The following is a 22503-nucleotide window of genomic DNA, read 5'->3' on the forward strand; positions in this document are numbered from 1 at the left end:
CGACAGGCCAGCGGGCTAGCTGGCATATAGGGAGAGAACGCCATGGACGCCGCGGTCGATGCGAGCACCAGCCAGTTCGAACTCAACGAGGAACAGCGCGCCATCCAGGAGATGGCGCAGGCCTTCGCCGCCGACCGCGTCGCGCCGAATGCGCTCGACTGGGACCGCAGGAAGCATTTCCCGGCCGATGTGATCCGAGAGACCGGGCCGCTCGGCCTCGGCGGCATCTATGTCCGGGACGACGTCGGCGGCTCCGCGCTCGGCCGCCTCGACGCCGTGCTGATCTTCGAAGCGCTGTCGCATGCCGATCCGGGCTTTTCGTCCTTCATCTCGATCCACAACATGGTGGCCTCGATGATCGACCGCTTCGGCAATGAGGAACAGCGCCAGCGCTTCCTGCCGAAGCTCACCTCGATGGAATGGCTGGCCAGCTATTGCCTGACCGAGCCGGGCTCCGGCTCCGATGCGGCGGCGCTCAAGACGCGCGCGGTGAAGAGCGGCGGCGATTATGTGCTCAACGGCGCCAAGCAATTCATCTCGGGCGCCGGCGACAGCGACGTCTATGCCGTCATGGTGCGCACCGGTGCCGACGGGCCGAAGGGCATCTCCACGATCGTGGTGCCGAAAGATGCGCCCGGCCTCTCCTTTGGCGCCAACGAGCACAAGATGGGCTGGCACATGCAGTCGACCCGCCAGGTCATCTTCGAGGACTGCAAGGTGCCGGCGGAAAACCTTCTGTCGGGTGAAGGCGCCGGTTTTGGCATCGCCATGGCCGGACTCGACGGTGGCCGGCTGAACATCGCCGCCTGTTCGCTGGGCGGCGCCCAGTCGGCGCTCGACAAGGCGCTGTCCTACACCGCCGAGCGCAAGGCCTTCGGCTCGAGGATCAACCAGTTCCAGGCGCTGCAGTTCAGGCTGGCCGACATGGAGACCGAGCTGCAGGCCGCGCGCATCTTCCTCTATGCCGCCGCCTCCAAGCTCGACCGCAAGGCGCCGGACGCCGGCAAATGGTCTGCCATGGCCAAGCGCTTCGTCACCGACACCGGCTTCAACGTCGCCAACAATGCGCTGCAACTGCTCGGCGGCTACGGCTATCTGCACGATTACGGCATCGAGAAACTGGTGCGCGATCTCAGGGTGCACCAGATCCTCGAAGGCACCAACGAGATCATGCGCGTCATCATCGCGCGGGCCTTGATCGGACGGTAGGCAGTAGGCAGTAGGCAGTAGGCAGTAGGCAGTAGGCAGTAGGCAAAGAGATGACCAGCAAAATCAATTCGTACAAGGATCTTATCGTGTGGCAGCAGGCGATGGATCTGGCCGTCACCACCTACTCCTTGACCAAGGCATGGCCGAAAGAAGAATTGTATGGGCTGACGAGCCAAATCCGCCGCTCTGCAACCTCTATCCCTGCCAACATCGCCGAGGGCTATGGCCGCGACAACAGAGGCTCCTATCAGCAATTTCTCAGGATAGCCCAAGGCTCACTGAAGGAGTTCGAGACACACCTCCAAATCGCTGAACGGATTGGCCTCGCCACGCATGATCAAGCTCATCAGATGCTGCTGGCGACCGAGGGTCTTGGGAAAATGCTTCGCCAACTCATTATCAAACTTGCCCCCGAGTAGAGTCCATACTGCCTACTGCCTACTGCCTACTGCCTACTGCCTACTGCCTTACCCAATCACGGAGCGTCGCAATGACCGCAATCGCCTTCATCGGCCTTGGCAATATGGGCAATCCGATGGCCGCCAATCTGGTCAAGGCTGGGCATGCGGTTAACGGCTTCGACCTCGTGCCGGAGAATTTGACGGTCGCTCGCGAGCACGGTGTTGTCGTCATGGCGAATGCCTTGGCGGCGGTGAAGGATGCCGACGTGGTGATCAGCATGCTCCCTGCCGGCAAGCACGTGCTCTCTGTTTATGAAGACATCGCGCCTGGGGCCAAAAAAGGCGCGCTGTTCATCGATTCCTCGACGATCGACGTCGAGTCGGCGCGCAAAGCGCATGCGATTGCCGCCAAACACGGCCTGCTCTCCATCGACGCGCCCGTCTCGGGCGGCACTGGCGGAGCGGCGGCCGGCACGCTGACCTTCATGGCCGGCGGCTCGCAAGACGCTTTCGCCGCCGCCGAGCCTGTCCTGAAGCCGATGGCCGGCCGCATCGTCCATTGCGGTGGCGACGGTGCCGGCCAGGCGGCGAAGATCTGCAACAACATGATCCTCGGCATTTCGATGATCGGCGTCGCCGAAGCCTTCGTGCTGGCCGAAAAGCTCGGCCTGTCGCATCAGGCGCTGTTCGACGTCGCCTCGACCTCTTCGGGCCAATGCTGGTCCTTGACCACCTATTGCCCGGTGCCGGGCCCAGTGCCCACTTCGCCCGCCAACAGGGATTACAGACCGGGCTTCGCCGCTGCGCTTATGCTCAAAGACCTGAAATTGTCCCAGGAAGCAGCGCAGAGCGCGGGCGCTGTGACCCCGCTTGGTGCCGAGGCGGCGCAGCTCTACGCCTTGTTCAATGCCCAGGGGCATGGCGGCGTCGATTTCTCCGGCATAATTAATTTTCTCCGGGGGTAACCCAGCGTAACCAACGGATTTGATGGGCTTTTTTTCCGGATCACCCGGCAGAAGAACCGCAAATTTAGATTTGCTTAAGCTCTCGATAACTCTGCGGTAACGATGTCCCTATAAAACGGACTGCGAGGCGGACATATCGCATCCGCCCGGCGCTCCGGATCAGGTCTCGCGTACCGGAGCCCGTAAGTTTCGCCAAGTGTCTGCGTAGCGAAACGCCATGCGTATCTGGCAAAGCCGCGTTCCCGATGGAGCGCGGTTTTTGCATTTCAGCCACGCCCACTCCAGGCCGATGTTTATATTCCGATCGCCGCGTTCGGGATTGGCACATGATCTTCGTTGGTCAGCACGATCGGCGCCTCCACTCCATCAACCCTGACCACAAGCAGGCGGATGCTCCATGTGCCGGCGTTGCGGACGAGATGGGAAAACACCGTGGCTTTGCCCTTGGCGCCGTGGACGGGAATGCTGAACTGGGCGTCGCCCGTGCCATTCGCACTGACATTGAGATGGCCGCCGACCCAGAAATTGTCGGTCACGTCGTCGCCAATGGCAGCCTTGACCCGGGTATCGGCACGCACCGCATCCATGGTCATGTGGTAGGCGTCACTGCCTTTGAACATGAACGGAATGCTGCCGACCGCCGTCGCACAGCCCCCGATACTGAGCACCCAGACGGCAAGGCCGGCGATTGCCCAGTTGCGCTGCGTCTTGCGGAACTGCTCCGCGTCGCGCCAGGCCCGGTTCTGCCAGGCCCAGCGGCTGCCGCGTGCGCCGAGCACGAAGATCATGACGAGGTTGACGACCGGAACCAGTGCCAGCAGCGCGATGAAAGTGCTGTTGCCGATGCCCCAGATCCAGTTGAGGAAGAAGGCGCCCCAATTCCAGCGGTCGAGCTCGGCTGGAATTTCAGCCGGCTGGTTGAGCGGTTGTCCGGCCATGATGTCCCCCATCGGTGCGTATACCGATTGGTTCTAGCCCATGATCTCGACAATGCGCAAAATCAAAGTTCCGCGGGGTCGATTTCAAGGCTTTGACGACAGCCGGCGAAAATTCGCCTTCACGGCGCGGCTGGCCGGCTTGAGCGCGGCGCTCATCGACCGTTCGGCCGCGACGCCGTTGAGCAGCGACGGCGTGCGACCGGAAAGGAGCTCCGGCCAGAATCGCGATGCCGACTGCAGGAAGGACATTTGCGCCGCGAACGCGCCCTCGGCGATTGCCGCGGACTTCTCGGTCACCGCACGCGCGCTTTCGGTGCCCCAGGGTTGGCTGCTGCCGGCGTCCATCGCCATCAACGGCAGGCGCATCATCGCCACCATCGGCGCCAGCATCAGGTCTGCACCGATGCTGGCTGCTTCTTGCGCGCGTCGGTTCTTGCCGGTTTTTCTCATGGAAATGAACCCCTTGTCGCGGCCGGATGGCCGCTGCCCCACACACTACGCGCGGAGGACGAAGTTTGTTCCCTATGGAGGCAGTATGTTTCCCGAGGCCGGGCGTTCCCTCTAGGAAACGCCCGGTCGAGCTTCGCCTTACCGCTTGCGCAGATCGACCTGCGCCAGATCCAGCGCCTTGCCTATCCGCTCGCAGGCCATGTCGATCGTGTCGCGGGTCCAGATCAGCGGCGGTGACAGGATCATCGTGTCGCCGGTGGCGCGCAGCATCATGCCGTTGGCGATGGCATGGTCGCGCACCGTCACCGCGGCACTTCCCGACGGCAGGAAGCGTTCCTTGGTCGCCTTGTCCTTGACGATCTCGATCGCCCCCATCAGCCCGATCGAACGCACCTCGCCGACGAGATCATGCCCGGCAATGCGCTCCTGCAGGGCTTTGGCGAAATAAGGCCCGGTGTCGTTCCTGACGCGCTCGACCAGCCCTTCCTGCTCGATGATCTCCAGGTTCTTCAAGGCCACGGCGCAGGCTACCGGATGCCCGGAATAGGTGTAGCCGTGGTTGAACTCGCCGCCCTTGTCGACCAGCGTCGAGGCGATGCGGTCGCCGACCAGCAGCGCCGACAACGGCTGGTAGCCCGAGGTCAGCGCCTTGGCCGTGGTGATGGTGTCCGGTTCGATGCCGAAGGTCTGCGCCGCGAACCATTCGCCGGTGCGGCCATAGCCGGTGATGACCTCGTCCAGCATCAAAAGCACATCGTACTTGCGGCAGATGCGCTGCACTTCCGGCCAGTAGCTCGCCGGCGGGATCTTGACGCCACCCGCGCCCATCACCGGCTCGCCGATGAAGGCCGCGACCTTGTCGGCGCCGGCCTCGAGGATGGCGTCCTCGACCGATTTGGCCGCGCGCAGGCCGAAATCATGGTCGCTCTCGCCCGGCAGCGCCAGCTCATAGGCATAGGGCATCATCACATGGACGATGTTGGGCACGGCGCCATTGAGCTGCTTGTGCATGGCATCCATGCCGCCGAGCGACGTGGCGGCGATGGTCGAGCCGTGATAGGCCATCTTGCGCGAGATGATGCGGTTCTTCTCCGGCTTGCCCTCGATCACCCAGTAGTGGCGGACAAGACGCAAGGCGGTGTCGTTGGCCTCCGAGCCGGAGGAGCCGTAGAACACCTGGTTGACGTTCTTCGGCGCGATCTCGGCCAGTTTCTTGGACAACAGCACAGGCGTCGGCGTCGAGCATTTGAAGAAGGAATTGTAGTAAGGCAGTTCCTTCATCTGCGCATAGGCGGCCTCGGCCAGTTCGTCGCGGCCATAGCCGATGTTGACGCACCACAGGCCGGCCATGCCGTCGAGCAACTCCGCCCCTTCGGAATCGTAGATGAACGGCCCATTGGCGCGGGTGATGATGCGCGAACCCGCCTCACGCAATTCCTTGTGGTCGGAGAAGGGATGGAGATGATGCGCGGCGTCGATCTGCTGAAGCTGCTTCAGCGAATAATTCTGATAGGTCATGTCTGATTCTTTCCTCTGGATTCAGTCCGGCTGGCGCCGGGGCGAATGCATCAGAGGCTGGCGGGCGGTGAATAACCGATGCGGGCGCACAGCCGCAAAAGCTCGGCGCGCAGCGTGCGCGGCGACGGTGTCACCGCGACCCCGAACGTGCAGACAAAGGTCATAGCAGGAGCCATGGAGCGCACCTTAGTGCAAAGGCTGGCCGAGGTGAACCACCCTTTGCTTGGCCCATGACGGAATACTTCTATGCATGTCGCCTAAAGGTGGTCCCGGTCTTAGGAGAACGACATGCATAAAACAAAGGCATGAAGCGCAGCGCGACGCGCTTCATGCCTTGGCGCCGAGTGCCCTCTGCAGGAAGACATATTTCATCGCCGTCTGCGCCGCCTGCGGCCGTCGGTCGCCCCGTCCGCCATGCCCGCCTTCGGTCTCCTCGAAGAACAATGTCCTGTCGTGGCCGGCCTCCTGCAGGCGTGCCGCCATCTTGCGCGCATGGCCGGGATGGACGCGGTCATCGGCGGTCGAGGTGGTCAGAAGCACCGGCGGATAGGCAGCATTGGCCTTGACGTGCTGGTAGGGCGAATAGGCGGATAGCCACTTGGCGTCTTCCGGCTTCGACGGATCGCCATACTCGGCCATCCATGAGGCGCCGGGCGGCAATTCGGTGTAGCGCAGCATGTCGAGCAGCGGCACCTCGATGATGACGGCGCCGAACAGCTCCGGGCGCTGCGTCAGCGAAACGCCGGTCAGCAGGCCGCCATTCGAGCCGCCCTGGATGCCGAGCGAGCTTGGCGTCGCGATGCCGCGCCTGACGACATCCTCGGCCACCGCGGCGAAGTCGTCAAAACCGTTCTGGCGATTGCCTTTCAGCGCCGCCTGATGCCAGGCCGGCCCGAACTCGCCACCGCCACGGATACAGGCCTGCACATAGGCATTGCCCTTCTCCAGCCACAACCTGCCGCGCACACCGGCATAGCCGGGCAAGAGCGGCACTTCGAAGCCGCCATAGCCGTAGAGCAGCGTCGGCACCGGCCCCTTCTGGTCGCGCCGCCGGACGACGAAGTATGGGATCATCGTGCCGTCCTTCGAGCGTGCCTCGAACTGCTCCGAGATCAGCAGCGAGGCATCGAAGCGCGCCGGCTGCGATTTCACCGTCTCCAGCGTCTCGCCATCGTCATCCGACCAGATGATCGAGCTCGGTGTCAGGAAATCGGTAAAGGAGAAGGACACGCTGGAACCGAAGTGCTCGGCATGGCTGATGCCGACAGTGCCGTTCTCAGGCAGTGCGACCGGCTTCATCGACCAGGTGCCATCCCTGCGCTCGCAGACGAGGACCTTGCCACGCACATTGTCCATCAGGCCGATGAACAGCCGGTCCTGCGTTCTGGCGAGCCCGGCGATGGACACGCGATGCGCCGGCGCCAGCAAGGTTTCGATGGCGCCGAAGCTGCCGGTTTCGATCCAGTGGGCGAAATCGAGCGAATAGAGCCCGTCCGGCTGGCACACCGTGCCGTCCGGCGCCGTCCATGGCGTGCGCACCCCGAACACCAGCTGGTCCTTGAAAAGCGATGTGTCGGTGGCGTCGTCGGGCAGCGGAATGCGCCGGTTTTCGCCAGACGGGAGATGCAGGAAACTGTGCGACGCGAAGAAATTGATCGCCCGCGCCAGAAACACGTGACGCTTGTCACCGTCGAACTCGACGCCCGCGCCGGCGGCGAGATCGTCTTTTTGTGCCTCGAAGATCGGCTTCGCCTCTTCCAGCGCCGTGCCGCGCTTCCAGAGCTTGATCACGCGCGGATAGCCGGACTCGGTCTTGTCGGCTTCCTCGAAGGCCGCCGAGACGATGACCGTGTCCTTGTCCAACCAGCTGAAACTCGACTTGGAAGCCGGCGCACGGAACCCGCCCTCGATGAACGATCTGGTTTCGATGTCGAATTCGCGCATTTCGCTGGCGTCGCCGCCGTCCGGCGACATCGACAGCAGGCAGCGGCTGAAATCCGGATAGAGCCGGCTGGCGCCGCTGAACACCCATTTTATCCCCTCCTTCGCCGCAAGCTGATCGAAGTCGATGATCGTTTCCCAGACCGGCTTCTCGGTCTTGTAGGAAGCGACCGTCGTGCGGCGCCACAGGCCGAGCGCATTGGTCTTGTCCTGCCAGAAATTGTAGACATGGCCGGCGATTGCCGCGCCGACGGCGATATTGTCCTCGGCCGTCATCAGGTCGAGCGCCGTCTGGAACGACGCCTGATAGGAAGGATCGCCCTGCAATTCGCCAACCGCGATCTCGTTCTGGCCATGCACCCAGTCGAGCGACTGTTTGCTGGTCCTGTCCTCCAGCCAGAGAAACGGATCTTCGGTGCTGGCTTCCGGCTTTGTGATGGGCTTGTTCATGGAATCTCCGATGGGCAATGCGTCGGCATCCAACATCGACATGCCGCGTCCGATATTCAATAGCTGCGGCACTTGGCCAGAGGATTCGGGCTTTCCCGGCGCCGACAAAAACCAGCCGCGATCATGTCTTGCCAACCCGGCGCACGGACGAACGATAGAGCGCGAAGACGACCAGAACCGCATCGAGACCTGCGATCACCACTGGCAGGCCGAGCGGGCCGATGCCTTGCATCAGCAGGCCGGCACCCGGCGGACCGACAATGCCGCCAACGCCCCACAACAAAGCAAAGGCCGCATTGCCGGTGACGAGCAGCGAGCCCTTGAAGCGGCTGCCGAGTTCGACCAGCGCCATCGTGTAGACACCGTAGCCGACCGCGCCCATCACCAGCAGCACGCCCCAGATCACCGATGTGGTGATCAGCAGCGGCAGCAGCGCCGCGCAGATTGCCGTCGCCATCGCGCAGGCTACGATCATCGGACGGCCGCCAAACCGCTCCGCCAGCAGGCCGAGCGGGATCTGCAGCAGGATGTTGCCGAGCGACAGTGCCATAACCAGCGCGGCGAGCACGGCTTCCGGCAGGCCATAGCCGGCGCCGAAGACCGGGACCAGCGCATAGGTGCTTTGCTGCACGGCGGCCGAGACCAGCACGGCCAGCAGCAGCGCCGGCGCCAGCCGGGCAAAGCCGATGAAGTTATCGGCAGGCTGACCGTCATCCTCGAACCCGGCAAGCTTCGAGGAGACAAGGCGCAGAATGACCGCGCAAAGCATGAAGCCGCCGATGCCGACACTGAAGGGCGCCCAGCCCGATGTGCCGATAAAGGTCAAGGTGAAGGGTCCGGCCGCATAGCCGGCGCCCATCAGCGTGTTGAACACGCCCATCACCCGGCCGCGACGCGAAGGCGGCGCCAGCGACAGCGCCCAGACCTCGCCAAGGATGTAGAGCGGATTGATGACGACGCCGACGATGAAGCGGATGACGTACCAGGCCACCCAGTTCTGCAGATAACCGATGCCGAGGAAGCACAGCGCGCCGATCAGCGAGCAGCCGACCGCCAGGTTGCGCGCACCGACCAGCCGCACCGCCGCCGGCACGAAGGAGGCCGACAGGATCAGCCCGAGCGGCATCATCGCCGCCGACAGGCCGATCAGTCCGGGCGACATGCCTTGCTTCTGCATCAGAAGCGTGAACAGCGGCGAGCTCAGCCCTTGCGCCGCACCGAACATGGCAAGTGCCGCGGTGACGCCGGCGAGCGCTGCCCACTGCGTTCCCGCTTCGCCTTCGCTCGAGCCGGTCGCGACCATTCCATCATCCAGGTGAGGTGCCGGCAGACCTCGCGGCCGGCAAGCAACAATGGCTACTGCTTCAATCCGGGGAAAGAAAGGACCGGCAAGGGAAATCCGCTTGCGCCAACGGCATGGTGATAAGGTGAATGTCGCGGCCACGCGGCTGCCGTTCCGGCATGTCGCTTCCCTCGCCCTAGTGGTCGCCGCCTCCGCAATGGCTGGCGGGCCGCCGGTCCATTATGCCGCCCGCTATTCGCATCCTACGAGGACCATCATGACCGCCGTCCTGCATCCCCTAGAACCGGCTCTGGCACCCGACCGTGCCCGCCGCGGCGGCCGCGCCGGAAAGCGCGCCGGAGGCTCGGCCGCCTTCGAGCAGCCGGCCTTCCGCCAGTTGAAGAACCCGCTGGCGCCGACCAGGCTGGTGTCGGACGACGAGCTGGAATCGATCCACCTCGCCTCCTTGCGCGTGCTCAGGGAAATCGGCGTCGACGTCCTGCACGACGAAGCCCGCCGCATCATGAAGGCGCATGGCGCCGACGTGCGCGAGGGCTCGGAGCGCGTGCGCTTCGACAGCGACATGATCCTCGAACTCATCTCGCACTGCCCGTCGGAATTCACGCTGCATGCCCGCAATCCGGCGCACAATGTCCGCTTCGGCGGCAACAATGTCATCCTGTCGATGATGGCGTCGGCGCCGAACTGCTCCGACATCGATCGCGGCCGCCGACCCGGCAACCAGGCGGACTATCGCAACTTCCTGCGCCTGGCGCAGATGCACAACATCCTGAACTGCACCGGCGGCTATCCGGTCGAACCGACCGACATCCATCCGTCGGTCCGCCACCTCGAATGCATCCGCGATCTCGCCACGCTGACCGACAAGGTGTTCCACATCTATTCGCTCGGCAAGGAGCGCAATGTCGACGGCATCGAGATCGCCAGGATCGCGCGCGGCGTCAGCCACGAGCAGTTGCTGGAAGAGCCGTCCGTCTTCACCATCATCAACACCAATTCGCCGCTCAAGCTCGACGTGCCGATGATGGAGGGCATCATCCAGATGTCGAGCAAGGGCCAGGTCGTCGTCGTCACGCCCTTCACCCTGTCCGGCGCGATGGCGCCGGTCACCATCGCCGGCGCGCTGGTGCAGCAGAATGCCGAGGCGCTGTCCGGCATCGCTTTCGCCCAGATGGTGCGCAAGGGCGCGCCTGTCGGTTATGGTGGCTTCACCTCCAATGTCGACATGAAGTCCGGGTCACCAGCCTTCGGCACGCCCGAATATATGAAGGCGCAGCTGGTCGGCGGCCAGCTTGCCCGCCGCTACAACATCCCCTACCGCACCTCCAACACCTGCGCCGCCAACACCGTCGACGCGCAGGCGGCCTATGAGAGCGTGTTCTCGCTGTGGGGCGCCATCCAGGGCGGCGGCAATCTGATGATGCACGGCGCCGGCTGGCTCGAGGGCGGCCTGCGCTGCTCCTATGAAAAGACCATTCTCGACATCGATCTTTTGCAGATGGTGGCCGAATTCCTGACCCCGCTCGACCTGTCGGAAGAGGCGCTCGGTTTCGACGCCATCCAGTCGGTCGGTCCCGGCGGCCATTTCTTCGGCACCCAGCACACCCAGGACCGCTACAAGACCGCCTTCTATTCGCCCATCATTTCCGACTGGCGCAATTTCGAGACCTGGGCGGAAGCTGGCTCGCCGACGGCGATGGAGAAGGCCAACAAGGTCTGGAAGGAACGGCTGGCGTCCTACGAAGACCCCTACATGGACCCGGCGATCCGCGAGGAGCTCAACGACTTCGTACAGAAGCGCACGGCCGAAGGCGGCGCGCCGACCGATTTTTGATCGTGCTTGGCGGCCGTCGTGGCGCCAGCGATCGAAACCTCTGATTCAATTTACGCAAAAACGGACCTATCTTCATGAAATCCCATGTAAAAGCGGTTGTCATCGGCGGCGGCGTCGTCGGCTGCTCGGTGCTTTATCACCTGGCCAAGGCCGGCTGGACCGACATCATGCTGATCGAGCGCTCGGAGCTGACCTCCGGCTCGTCCTGGCATGCGGCGGGCGGCTTCCACACGCTGAACGGCGACCCCAACGTCGCCAAGCTGCAGGCCTACACCGTGCAGCTCTACAAGGAGATCGAGGAAATCTCGGGCCAGTCCTGTTCGCTGCACCTGACCGGCGGCGTGATGATGGCCGATACGCCCGAGCGCATGGACTTCCTGCGCCTGGCCCACGCCAAGGGGCGCTATCTCGGCATGGACACCGAGCTGATCACGCCGTCCGAAGCCAAGGCGATGTTCCCGTTGATGGACGAGAAGAACTTCGTCGGCGCCATGTGGGATCCGGTCGAAGGCCATCTCGACCCGTCCGGCACCACGATCGCCTACTCCAAGGCGGCCAAGAAACTCGGCGCCGAGATCGTGCTGCGCAACCGCGTCGTTGACCTGACGCAGCAGCCGGACGGCACCTGGAACGTCGTCACCGAACAGGGCACGGTCCACGCCGAGCATGTCGTCAATTGCGGCGGCCTGTGGGCGCGCGAGATCGGCCGCATGGTCGGCGTCGAGCTGCCGGTGCTGGCCATGGAGCACATGTACCTCCTCACCGAGCCGATGCCGGAGGTCGAGGAATTCAACAAGTCGACCGGCCGCGAGATGATCGGCGTGCTCGACTTCAAGGGCGAGATCTACACCCGCCAGGAGCGCAACGGCATCCTGCTCGGCACCTATGAAAAGGCCTGCAAGCCGTGGTCTCCAGTCAACACCCCCTGGGATTTCGGCCATGAACTGCTGCCGCCGGATCTCGACCGCATCGCGCCGTCGCTGGAAATCGGCTTCAAGCATTTCCCCGGCATCGAAAAGGCCGGCATCAAGCAGATCATCAACGGCCCCTTCACCTTCGCGCTCGACGGCAACCCGCTGGTCGGTCCGGTGCAGGGCCTGACCAATTTCTGGTGCGCCTGCGCCGTCATGGCCGGCTTCAGCCAGGGCGGCGGCGTCGGCCTCGCTCTGTCGAACTGGATGGTGCATGGCGATCCCGGCTTCGACGTCTGGGGCATGGATGTCGCCCGCTTCGGCGAATGGGCCGGCCTGCGCTACACCAACGCCAAGGTGCGCGAAAACTATTCGCGCCGCTTCTCCATCCGTTTCCCCAACGAGGAACTGCCGGCCGCACGCCCGGCGCAGACGACGCCTCTCTACGACACCATGCTGGCCAACAACGCCGTCATGGGCGATAGCTGGGGTCTGGAAACCCCGCTGTGGTTCGCGCCGAAGGGCAAGGAGCCGAAAGACGTCGTCTCCTTCCACCGCTCCAACGATTTCGGCCCGATCGGCGAGGAAGTGCGCGCCACGCGTGAGCGCGTCGGCGTCACCGAAATCGCCAACTTCGCCAAATACGAAGTGTCGGGACCGGGCTCGGAAGAGTTCCTCAACCGGCTGATGACCAATCGCATGCCGAAGACCGGCCGCATCGTGCTCACCCCGATGATCAACGAATTCGGCAAGCTGATCGGCGACTTCACCATCGCCAAGGCCGGTGAAGACCGCTTCATGATCTGGGGCTCATCGGCCGCGCAGAAATACCACATGCGCTGGTTCGAGAAGCACCTGCCGAAAGACGGTTCGGTGCGCATCCACCGCTTCGACCAGACGCTGGTCGGCCTGTCGATCGCCGGACCAAAGTCGCGTGATCTCTTGCAGAAGCTGGTCGACGTCGACATCTCGACCAAGGCCTTCCGCTTCATGGATTTCCGCGAGATGGCGGTCGGCGGCGCGCCCTGCATGGTCAACCGCATCACCTATACCGGCGATCTCGGCTACGAGATCTGGATGGCGCCGGCCTACCAGCGCCTGGTGTACAAGGCGATCAAGGATGCCGGCGAGGAGTTCGGCCTGGTCGATTTCGGCATGCGTGCTTTGTTGTCGATGCGTCTGGAAAAGAATTTCCCGACCTGGTTTCGCGAGTTGCGGCCGATCTACGGACCGTTCGAAGGCTCGATGGACCGCTTCATCAAGCTCGAGAAGAACGACTTCATCGGCCGTGAGGCCGCCGCCAAGGAACAGGCCGAAGGACCAAAACTGCGCCGCGTCTCCTTCATCGTCGACGCGGCGGACGCCGACGTCATGGGTGACGAGCCGATCTGGGCCAAGGTCAGCAAGGATTTTGGCACGGTCGAAAAACCGCATGGTTATGGCGCGCCGCGCTTCGACGACAAGGGCAAGGAAGTGCGCGGCTCCAAGGCCGCCGAAGGCGCGTCCGCCGTGCGCGGCATCGTCGATGGCGAGTGGCGCGTGGTCGGCTGGGTGACGTCGGGCGGCTATGCCCACTACGTCCAGAAGTCGATGGCGCAGGGCTACGTTCCTGCAGCCCTTGCCGAAGACGAAAGTGCCGGCCTGTTCGAGATCGAGATCCTCGGCCACCGTCGCCCGGCGCGCATCAATGTCGAGGCGCCTTTCGACCCGAGTGGCGAGAAGATGCGGACCTGAGGTTCAGCCATGGACAGCGCGGCGCCAAAGGGCAGCTTCGGTCGCCATCGCAAGATCATGCCGTTCGAGCCCGGCTCGATCGAGGCGCTGCGCGAAGCCTCCCGCCAGAAGGCGGCTTCGCTCAACCAGCATGTGTTGGGCTATGGCGTCCAGGCTGAAGCGGAATGGGCGGCGGCGGGCGTTGCCGCCCCCGATCTTCCGGCGATGCGCAAATACCGGCTGGAGCGCATCCGCGCCGAGCTGAAGCGGCGCGGCTATGCCGGCGCCCTGCTCTACGACCCCGTCAACATCCGCTACGCCACCGACTCGACCAACATGCAGCTGTGGGTGGCGCACAACCCGACACGGCATTGCTTCGTCGCCACCGAAGGCCCGGTTGTGCTGTTCGATTATTTCTCCTGCGAGCATCTGTCCGATCATTCCGGCGTCGTCGACGAGGTGCGCCCGGCCGTATCGTGGATGTATCTCTATGGCGGTGAACTGACCGAGCAGAAAGTCCGCCGCTGGGCCGCCGGCATTGCCGATCTGGTCAGGGAACATGGCGACGGCAACAGCCGCATAGCGGTCGACCACATTAATCCGGAAGGCGTCGAGGAACTGGCGCGCCTCGGCATCTCCATCGGCAATGGCGAAGCTGTTATGGAGAATGCGCGGTTGATCAAATCGCCGGAGGAAATCCTCGCCATGCGCCGCGCCATCGTCGCTTGCGAGGCGGCGATGGGAGAGATGGAACAGGCCCTGAAGCCTGGTATCTCCGAGAACGAATTGTGGGCTGAACTTCATCGCGGCAACATTGCGCGGGGCGGCGAATGGATCGAGACGCGGCTGCTGGCGTCAGGCCCCCGCACCAATCCCTGGTTCCAGGAATGCTCGTCGCGCATGATCGAGGCCGGCGATCTCGTCGCCTTCGATACCGACCTGATCGGCCCCTACGGCTTTTGCGCCGACCTTTCGCGCACGTGGCTTTGCGGCGACGCCAAGCCGACCAATGAACAGCGCGACCTGTTCCGCGTTGCCGCCGAACAGATCGAGCACAACACACAGTTGATGCGACCCGGTATCTCGTTCCGCGACCTTGTCGAACGCTCGGCCGTACCGCCGGAAGATTGCTTCCCGACCCGCTACGGCGTGCTCTACCACGGTGTCGGCCTGGCCGACGAATACCCGACTTTGCCGCATGCCGGAGACTGGACGCCGGACACGCCTGACGGCGTGCTCGAACCCGGCATGGTGCTGTGCGTGGAAAGCTATATCGGCAGGCTTGGCGGCCGCGAAGGCGTGAAGATCGAGGAGCAGATCCTGATCACCGAGACCGGCAACGAGCAGCTTTCAACCTACCCGTTGGATGCGAGGCTGCTCGGCTAGGCTGGCAAGGGCCTCGCGCATTGCCCGGACTGTTTTTTCAGGCGTCGTCCTGGCGGTAATGAAGGGCAGGCCCTTGCGCCGCGCCGTCCAGCCGACGATCACGACCTTGCCCGCCGCCGGTTCGAAACGCTGCGCCAGCGCCCAGCTTTCGCAGTCTATCGCGGCGACATCTGCCCTGCCCTCGGCAACAGCAACGATCGAGGCGCGATGACCGCCGCTTTCGCTGCGCGAGGAAAAGAGCTCAAGGGTTTCGCCGACCGCCTGTAGATCGCGCGTCAAGCCGATCGTGCCCGACATCGAATCCAGGCTGTTGAAGGTGAACCGCTTGCCACGGATAAGGTCGAGCGGCAGCAAGGCCTTGCCGTCCGCCGGCGAGCGAACCGCCGGCCCCTCGCCCGTCCGCATCACCAGCGCGCTCGAATAAAGCTCGCCCTGTCCGCCTTCGTAAGCGTCGTAGCTTGGCTGACCGACCACTTGCACATGGCTCGCAAGGCCGAGTTCCATCGGTCCCCAGCAGGTCTGCGCGAACAGCAGCGCCGGGTGCAGCCAGAGCCGGTGATAATCGAGTTCATCCGGCGGCAACGTCGCCGGATCCGGCGCGATCAAGGCTCCCCCGGCGTCGTGGATGCCGCCCGGCACCGGCGGCAGGTCGCCATTGCGGCGCACCATGGTCTGCGGCGCGTCGATGCCCTTTTGCCCGAAGGCGTCCCGCAACCGTACCCATTGCGCGTCAACCTCGCCGCGCACTTCGGGCCAGTCATACATGGGCAATGCCGCAATCAGTTCGCTCATGCCGATATCAAATCATCACGTCTGGAAGAAGTATCGCAAAAACGCGGCGTCCAATCAGAACTGGCCGACACGGAACCCGAGGGATGCCCCGAATTATTCCTTGGGCGGCTCGGCTGGCACCGGCGCGGTGCCGAGCCCATTGATGTTGCGCGCCCGGATGCGTGGCTTGAACGCCCGGCCGTGCTCAGGCGCACGTCGCAGCACCGGATGCACGATCGGCTCCTTCGCCTTGAAAGCATAGGCTTTGATCAGCGCGAAATAGTTCGGATAGGCATAGCCATTGTTCATCCGCAGCCACTCGTCACGACGTTCGCGAAACAGTTTCGGCAGCCTGTACCAGGCCACAGTCGGCGTCTTGTGATGAACGAAGTGCAGATTGTTGTTGAGGAACAGGAACGACAACGGCGAGCGCTCGATGATCACCGTGCGGCCTTCCGGATGCTCGGACCACTGATGCTCGGCAAAGGTGCGGATCGCGATCAGCGACTGGCCGAGCCAGACCGGCGCAAGAATATAGAGCCATAGCGGAATGCCGAAGCCGAACTGCACGATCGGCGCCACGATGGCGAGGCCGATCGCATGCAGCAGCCAAGCCTTGCGGATCGCCATGTCGCCGGCCATCATCTGCTTGAAATCGTCGATGAAGAAGCCGATGCAGGACAGCCAGGGGCCAAGAAAGAAACGGCCGGCCATGGTGTTATTGATCTTGAGCAGGAACTTCATCGTCGCCGGCAAATCGTCGTGCTGCCACAGCGCCTGGTAATAGCTTTCCGGATCGTCGAGCGGATCGGTCAGCCGCTCGTCGGCATGGTGGCGCAAATGCAATGTCTTGAAACGCCGGAACGGCCAGACCAGACCGATCGGCAGGAAGACAAAAGCCTCGTTGATCAACGCGCTGCGCGTCGGATGGCCATGCAGCACTTCGTGCATGATCGACGACTGCAGTGCCAGGATGAAGCCGAGAATGGCGAGCGCGAGAATGGGATAGGATGGCCAGAGCAGGAAACCGGTGGCAAGCCACGTTCCGTAACAGAAGAAAGCGAGAACCACGGTCGGCCACTCGATGGCCGGTGCGTTGCGTCGCTTGATGCTCTTGCCTGTCATGCTATCGACCACTGCCCCTCAGTCGTCGGAACCCAAACGGTTCCTGACAGCATAGTGTCAGGAGAAGCGATTCCACTCAACGCGACAAAGTATACAAAATGTTGCGATTGCGCATTTTTGACCGCACATGTTACACATTGTAAACAAGCTTAGGGATTCATTTACGCCTGAGATGCCTCGGTAGGCCGCTTCGGCGCAAATTTTTCCTCATGATTCGGAGGACCGGACGATGGACAAACGCGACCTGTCAGCAATCTTCCGGGAGCGTTTGAAGCTGCTCCTGACACGTTCCGACCTCAACCAGTCGGCCTTCGCGTCAGCTGTCGGCATCGACCGGTCGGCGCTGTCGCAGCTGATGTCGGGCGCTTCGACGCGCCTGCCGCGCGCCGAAACGTTGCTCAACATCGCCGCCGAATTCAAAGTGTCGCTGGATTGGCTGCTGGGCTTGAGCCAAGACGAAGGTGTCACCGGCGAGATCCGCGAGAGCCTGGAGATCGAGGAAGCGCCCGACGGTTTCGACCGCACGCTGCTCGCCAAATGGTTCGCCGAGGCCGCGGGCACGAAGATCCGCTACGTCCCGGCGGGCATCCCCGATCTGCTGCGAACCCGCGCGCTGGTCGACTACGAGGCCAACATCACCAACAGGAGCCGCCTGGCGCAGGCCAGCGAGACGCAATACCGCATCGAATATAACCGGCGCCCGGAAACCGACATGGAAGTCTGCATGCCGCGCCACACGCTGGAGATTTTTGCGCGCGGGCTCGGTGTGTGGGACCGCTTTCCCGAGGCCGACCGCCGCCAGCAGCTCGCCCATATGGCGACATTGCTCGATGATCTCTATCCGACCTTCCGCCTGTTTCTCTATGACGGCCGCATGCGCTATTCGATCCCGCTCACCATCTTCGGCCCCTACCGCGCCGCCATCTATGTCGGCGACATGTATGTCGTGCTGAACGCCACCCAGCCGATCCAGGCGCTGACCCAGCATTTCGACAATCTGATCCGAGCCGCCGACGTCAATCCGCACGAGGCCGCCGCCTTCGCCCGAAACCTGGCCGGCATGTCGTTCCCCTCAGGCGCTGTCTGATCGACGGCAATCATGGTCAGTCGATTTGCTTGGCCCGACATGGTCGAGAGCCTGGCCAATCGCATTGCCGAAGGTCGCTGCAAATCATTGACTAGACATAAGGACTTCTTTATATCCTTATTTCAATTCGAAACACGAAAGCCAATCCGATGACCACCACCAATCCGATCGATGCCCTGCTGGCTGAAAAGGGCGTGTTGCTGGCCGATGGCGCCACCGGCACCAATCTGTTCGCGATGGGTCTGGAGGCGGGCGAGGCACCGGAGCTGCTCAACGAGACGGCACCCGACACCATCACCAGCCTGCACCAGAATTTCGTCGACGCAGGCGCCGACATCATCCTGACCAACTCCTTCGGCGGCACCCGCCACCGGCTGAAACTCCACCATGCGCAGGACCGCGTGCATGCGCTCAACAAGCGCGCCGCCGAGATTGCCCGCGCTGTCGCCGACAAGGCCGGCCGCAAGGTGATCGTTGCCGGCTCCGTCGGCCCGACCGGCGAATTGCTGGTGCCGCTTGGTGCCATGACCTATGACGAGGCGGTCGACGCCTTTGCCGAGCAGATCGAGGGTCTCAAGGAAGGCGGCGCCGAAGTCGCCTGGATCGAAACCATGTCAGCGCCCGACGAGATCCGCGCCGCCGCTGAAGCCGCCATCCGCGTTGGCCTCCCCTACACCTATACCGGCTCCTTCGACACCGCCGGCCGCACCATGATGGGCCTGCTGCCGAAAGACATCCACGGCGTCGCCGATGGATTGTCCGAGGCACCGCTCGGTGTTGGCGCCAATTGCGGCGTCGGCGCCTCCGACATTCTGGCCTCGCTGCTCGACATGACCGAGGCGAAGCCGCAGGCGACGGTGATCGTCAAGGGCAATTGCGGTATTCCCGAATTCCGTGGCACCGAGATCCATTACTCCGGCACGCCGGAACTGATGGCTGATTATGTGCGCCTCGCCGTCGATGCCGGCGCCAAGATCGTCGGCGGTTGCTGCGGCACTTCGTTCCAGCACCTCGCCGCCATGCGCAAGGCGCTCGACGCGCACACCAAGGCGGGTCGTCCGACGGTCGAGACGATCGTCGAGCGCATCGGTCCGATGCGCAACAAGGTGGCGACGGAAAACACCGCCGAGACCAGCGAAGCCCGCCGCGAGCGTCGTCGCAGCCGGGCCTGAAGCTTTTTTGGTTATTCGCTGTTGTCGGCGTAGCTCGACTGCGCCGACTTGAAGTCGACCACATTGTCGCCGCGCATCGTCATCAGCGCGCCGGAAGAAGCCGGATCGGTGATCTGTTCCAGCATGGCGCGGAAGCGGTCATTGGTCAGCGCCGACATGGCGGTGTGACGCGCCTGCGCGACATCGTCGCTGATGCGTCTGGATTCGGCCGATGGGGCTGAAGAAACCGTGGAAGCGTCTCGCACCGGCGGCGGCGAGTTGGCGATAGTCCTGATCTGCAATTCCGGCTCCCTCAAGCCCTGTAAACAAGTCCGGTGTAGCAACAGGAAATTGCGATCCGGTACCGGAAATACCGCGCAATTTAACGATCGTGTCGGAAAGCGCCATACCTAGGATCTGTTGAGATTCAGGTCAGGCCGAGCCGAGAATGGTGGGTTCCGAGAACCGGAGCGGAGCGTACTTAAGTACGTGAGCACCGGACGCGCAGGAAACCGCCATTCGCAGGCCGGCCTCACCTGAATATCGACAGATCCGAAAAAAAGGCCGGCAAGGGAATGACCCCTCGCCGGCCTGCCTCACCCGCCCGTGGGCCGATTTCCCCTGTCAGAACGATCCCATCTGAAGGAAACCGGCCGTCATCGCCACTACCGGTTGCCGCCCAGCGCCGAGGCAAGGCGCACAAGCGAGAGGAACTCGGACCTGTACCCAAACGGGTCGGCTCCTCGGGCGGCAGTGGCAATCTCCATGATCTTGTCGTAGCCGAACTTCGCGGTCGCATCCTCGTCGCGCAGCTTCTGGCCGAAGGCAGCAACCGCGACGGAGAAACGCTGGTCGGTGCTGGCCTGGTCGAAGGACGCCACCTCATTGGCCGATGTCACCGGCGTGGTGATCAGCTTCGAGACGTCCTCGTTCGGCAGCTTGTAGCGGATCTTGACGAAGGCATACTCGTCCGCATTGGCGACGCCGCCATTGTTGACCGTGGCCTGGCCATAGCGCAGCGGGTCGATCTGCTCGCCGCCACTGCCCTTCGGCGTGATCTCATAGATCGCGGTGACCGAATGGCCCGAGCCGATGTCGCCGGCATCGACGCGGTCATTGTTGAAGTCCTCGCGGTTCAGCGCCCGGGTCTCGTAGCCGATCAGGCGGTATTCCGAGACCTTGTTGGGGTTGAACTCGACCTGGATCTTCACGTCCTTGGCGATCGGGAACAGCGTCGAGGAGGCATCCTCGACCAGCACTTTTTCCGCCTCGGCCAGCGTGTCGATATAGGCCGCGGTGCCGTTGCCGTTCTGGGCGATGGTCTGCATCATCTGGTCGTTCAGATTGTCGTGGCCGAAGCCGAACACCGACAGGAAGACACCGCTCTTGCGCTCCTGCTCGATCAGGCGCTTGAGATCATCGTCGTCGCTCTGGCCGACATTGAAGTCGCCATCGGTGGCCAGCATTACCCGGTTGACGCCGTCCTTGACGAAGGATTGCTGGGCAAGCTTGTAGGCCTCCTTGATGCCCGCCTCGCCGGCGGTCGAACCACCGGGCGTGAGATTGTCGATCGCATTCAGGATCTTGTCCTTCTCGGCAGCCCTGGTCGGCATCAGCACGGTGCCGGCCTCACCGGCATAGGTGACGATCGAGATGGTGTCGTCGGCCCTGAGTTTGCTGACCAGCAGCCGGAACGCCGACTTGAGCAGCGGCAGCTTATCCGGCTCGTCCATCGAACCCGAGACGTCGATCAGGAAGACCAGATTGGCCTTCGGCTGCTCGGCAGGCTTGATGTCGAAGCCCTTGATGGCGACATGCATCAGCTTGGTGTGCGCGTTCCACGGCGTCGGCATGACGCTGACGGTCGAGTTGAATGGCGTCGACGCCGAGTCCGGCCCCTTCCAGTCGTAAGGGAAGTAGTTGATCATCTCCTCGACACGAACCGTGTCGGCCTGCGGCACGGCGCCTTCCTTCAGCGAACGGCGCACGAAGGAATAGGAGGCCGTATCGACATCGATCGAGAAGGTCGAGACCGGATCTTCCAGCGCGGCATGCACCGGATTGGTCTTGAAATCCTGGACGCGATTGCGGTTTTCCTCCTGCGGCGCGATCTGATCCGCCGGCGCCATGGTCGGCTGCGGCGCCATCAGCTTGGACTCGGCAGCCGGCACGCGGGCGAGCCGCGAGGTGCTTGGCGCGGTGCTATTCAGCGTGAATTCACCCGTCGGCGCCGGTGGTGCCGGCTCGGCCACCACCGCGCGTTCATTGGCAGTCTGTTGAGCTGTGCCGCCAGCCTGGGCCGATTCGGATTTCGGCGGCGAAGCCGGCGCTACAAGCACGTCGGTCGCATCGCGGCTTTCAACGTCCGCGTCGGCCTTCTTGTCCTTCTCCAACCCGGTCGGAGCCTGCTTCGGCTCGGCCGGCTTCAACGCCGCCGGCTTGTCGGCCAGCGTCTCGGTGATCTTTTCGTCGCCGCCGAATTTGGGCGGCTGTTCCCTCAGCAGATGGAAAGTGGCGTAACCGGCGATCGGCAGGGCGATGAGCCCGGCCAGGGCCGGCGTGGCTATGAGTTTCTTTTGCATGATCTCGCTCCAGAGCTTTTGTGCTCGCTCTGTGAGACGAAGGCCGCCGGCCGATCCTTGGGTCACGGCGGAAATATTTTCCTCATCATAGGCGCGCAGGGCGGCTTCGAAGGCGCGCGCCTTCGCGCTCTCGCCCGGGGCCGGGGCTGCGATATCGCGCAGTCTGTTGAGTTCGTTGTCGTCGACCATGGTCACACTTCCCCGGCTGAACGCATCAGCGTCTTCAGCCGTTTCTTCGCTTCATGGATGTGCCAGGAAACCGTCGTCTCCGAGATCGCCATCGCCTCGGCGGCGGCCGCGTGGCTCAAGCCCTCGCCATAGACCAGCAGCACGGCGTCGCGTTGCTTGTCCGGAAGCTGCCGCACGGCGGCCCACAGCGCCTCGGCCGGATCATCGCTCTCGGCCGGGGCCTCGCCCGAAATCAGCGCATGGACGCCATAGGCTTCGGTCTTTACCGTCTCGCGCGCGGTCTTGCGCATCATGTCGCGCGCCGCATTCATCGTCACGGAATAGAGCCATGTCGTGAAGGCGCCGCCGCCGCGATAGTCGCGGATCGCCTTGCCGAGACGGACGCAGACTTCCTGGGCGATGTCCTCGGCATCGGCCTTCTTGCCGCACCAGCGATAGGCGGCGCGATAGACGAAGTCGTAGTGGCGCTCCAGCAATTTGCCGAAGGCCCCCCTGTCTCCGCCCTTCGCCCGCCCGATCAGTTCGGCGTCGGAGGCTTCTCTTTCATCCAGCATCATCGCCATCATTTGCCTGTTGGAC

The 22503-nt window shown here is 63.4% G+C and carries 19 protein-coding genes; 8 read left to right on the forward strand and 11 right to left on the reverse strand.

The annotated features are described in order from the left end of the window. Positions 1 to 42 precede the first annotated feature (42 nt). The 3 genes from QQK95_RS14545 to mmsB all read left to right on the forward strand — a co-directional run bounded on the left by QQK95_RS14545 (position 43) and on the right by mmsB (position 2575). Complete coding sequence (locus QQK95_RS14545) at positions 43 to 1209, forward strand: isobutyryl-CoA dehydrogenase (protein ID WP_284273592.1); 1167 nt, start codon at positions 43 to 45, stop codon at positions 1207 to 1209. Between the two features lie 50 nt (positions 1210 to 1259). Continuing rightward, positions 1260 to 1628: a four helix bundle protein gene (locus QQK95_RS14550; RefSeq protein WP_284273594.1), complete on the forward strand. Its 369-nt coding sequence runs from the start codon at positions 1260 to 1262 to the stop codon at positions 1626 to 1628. Positions 1629 to 1699: 71 nt separating this feature from the next. After that, complete coding sequence (gene mmsB, locus QQK95_RS14555; RefSeq protein ID WP_284273596.1) at positions 1700 to 2575, forward strand: 3-hydroxyisobutyrate dehydrogenase; 876 nt, start codon at positions 1700 to 1702, stop codon at positions 2573 to 2575. 293 nt (positions 2576 to 2868) lie between these two features. Here the strand turns inward: mmsB and QQK95_RS14560 are convergent, their stop codons facing one another. The 6 genes from QQK95_RS14560 to QQK95_RS14585 all read right to left on the reverse strand — a co-directional run bounded on the left by QQK95_RS14560 (position 2869) and on the right by QQK95_RS14585 (position 9175). Further along, complete coding sequence (locus tag QQK95_RS14560) at positions 2869 to 3513, reverse strand: cytochrome c oxidase assembly factor Coa1 family protein (RefSeq protein ID WP_284273598.1); 645 nt, start codon at positions 3511 to 3513, stop codon at positions 2869 to 2871. An 84-nt stretch (positions 3514 to 3597) separates the two neighbouring features. After that, the gene (locus QQK95_RS14565) at positions 3598 to 3963 is read right to left on the reverse strand and encodes a hypothetical protein (protein ID WP_284273600.1); all 366 of its coding nucleotides are present in this window, start codon (positions 3961 to 3963) and stop codon (positions 3598 to 3600) included. A 138-nt stretch (positions 3964 to 4101) separates the two neighbouring features. Beyond that, complete coding sequence (locus tag QQK95_RS14570; protein WP_284273602.1) at positions 4102 to 5481, reverse strand: aspartate aminotransferase family protein; 1380 nt, start codon at positions 5479 to 5481, stop codon at positions 4102 to 4104. A gap of 50 nt (positions 5482 to 5531) precedes the next feature. Beyond that, the gene (locus QQK95_RS14575; protein WP_081293941.1) at positions 5532 to 5657 is read right to left on the reverse strand and encodes a capsid protein; all 126 of its coding nucleotides are present in this window, start codon (positions 5655 to 5657) and stop codon (positions 5532 to 5534) included. Positions 5658 to 5808: 151 nt separating this feature from the next. After that, positions 5809 to 7872: a prolyl oligopeptidase family serine peptidase gene (locus QQK95_RS14580; protein ID WP_284273605.1), complete on the reverse strand. Its 2064-nt coding sequence runs from the start codon at positions 7870 to 7872 to the stop codon at positions 5809 to 5811. A 121-nt stretch (positions 7873 to 7993) separates the two neighbouring features. Continuing rightward, positions 7994 to 9175, reverse strand: a complete 1182-nt coding sequence (locus tag QQK95_RS14585) for an MFS transporter (RefSeq protein WP_284273607.1) — start codon at positions 9173 to 9175, stop codon at positions 7994 to 7996. 256 nt (positions 9176 to 9431) lie between these two features. Between QQK95_RS14585 and QQK95_RS14590 the strand changes: the two genes are divergently transcribed. From QQK95_RS14590 to QQK95_RS14600, 3 genes are all read left to right on the forward strand, one after another. Continuing rightward, positions 9432 to 11009 carry a trimethylamine methyltransferase family protein gene (locus QQK95_RS14590; RefSeq protein ID WP_284273610.1) on the forward strand — a complete coding sequence of 526 codons (1578 nt, stop codon included), beginning with the start codon at positions 9432 to 9434 and terminating at the stop codon, positions 11007 to 11009. 74 nt (positions 11010 to 11083) lie between these two features. Continuing rightward, positions 11084 to 13654, forward strand: coding sequence for a GcvT family protein (locus QQK95_RS14595; protein WP_284273612.1), 2571 nt, complete (start codon positions 11084 to 11086; stop codon positions 13652 to 13654). A 9-nt stretch (positions 13655 to 13663) separates the two neighbouring features. Next, a complete protein-coding gene (locus QQK95_RS14600) occupies positions 13664 to 15019 on the forward strand; it encodes a M24 family metallopeptidase (protein ID WP_284273615.1) in 1356 nt (451 codons plus the stop codon). On the opposite strand, the gene QQK95_RS14605 is transcribed toward QQK95_RS14600, so the two are convergent. Both QQK95_RS14605 and QQK95_RS14610 read right to left on the reverse strand, forming a co-directional pair. Continuing rightward, positions 14984 to 15811: a phosphate/phosphite/phosphonate ABC transporter substrate-binding protein gene (locus QQK95_RS14605; protein ID WP_284273617.1), complete on the reverse strand. Its 828-nt coding sequence runs from the start codon at positions 15809 to 15811 to the stop codon at positions 14984 to 14986. The genes QQK95_RS14600 and QQK95_RS14605 overlap by 36 nt on opposite strands. Before the next feature lie 93 nt (positions 15812 to 15904). Beyond that, a complete protein-coding gene (locus QQK95_RS14610; protein ID WP_284273619.1) occupies positions 15905 to 16915 on the reverse strand; it encodes a fatty acid desaturase in 1011 nt (336 codons plus the stop codon). A gap of 229 nt (positions 16916 to 17144) precedes the next feature. Here QQK95_RS14610 and QQK95_RS14615 point away from each other — a divergent pair, with 229 nt between their 5' ends. Further along, entirely contained in the window at positions 17145 to 18002 is an 858-nt protein-coding gene (locus QQK95_RS14615; protein WP_284273621.1) for a helix-turn-helix domain-containing protein, read from the forward strand. A 149-nt stretch (positions 18003 to 18151) separates the two neighbouring features. Continuing rightward, positions 18152 to 19174, forward strand: coding sequence for a betaine--homocysteine S-methyltransferase (bmt, locus tag QQK95_RS14620; protein ID WP_284273623.1), 1023 nt, complete (start codon positions 18152 to 18154; stop codon positions 19172 to 19174). 11 nt (positions 19175 to 19185) lie between these two features. Here the strand turns inward: bmt and QQK95_RS14625 are convergent, their stop codons facing one another. The 3 genes from QQK95_RS14625 to QQK95_RS14635 all read right to left on the reverse strand — a co-directional run bounded on the left by QQK95_RS14625 (position 19186) and on the right by QQK95_RS14635 (position 22487). Further along, on the reverse strand, positions 19186 to 19455 hold the full coding sequence (locus QQK95_RS14625; protein ID WP_064984317.1) for a hypothetical protein: 270 nt from the start codon (positions 19453 to 19455) through the stop codon (positions 19186 to 19188). A 363-nt stretch (positions 19456 to 19818) separates the two neighbouring features. Then, a complete protein-coding gene (locus QQK95_RS14630; RefSeq protein WP_284273628.1) occupies positions 19819 to 21924 on the reverse strand; it encodes a YfbK domain-containing protein in 2106 nt (701 codons plus the stop codon). A gap of 2 nt (positions 21925 to 21926) precedes the next feature. Continuing rightward, positions 21927 to 22487: an RNA polymerase sigma factor gene (locus QQK95_RS14635; RefSeq protein WP_284273629.1), complete on the reverse strand. Its 561-nt coding sequence runs from the start codon at positions 22485 to 22487 to the stop codon at positions 21927 to 21929. Positions 22488 to 22503: the final 16 nt, after the last annotated feature.

This window comes from Mesorhizobium huakuii (assembly GCF_030160235.1).
Lineage (GTDB): Bacteria > Pseudomonadota > Alphaproteobacteria > Rhizobiales > Rhizobiaceae > Mesorhizobium > Mesorhizobium huakuii.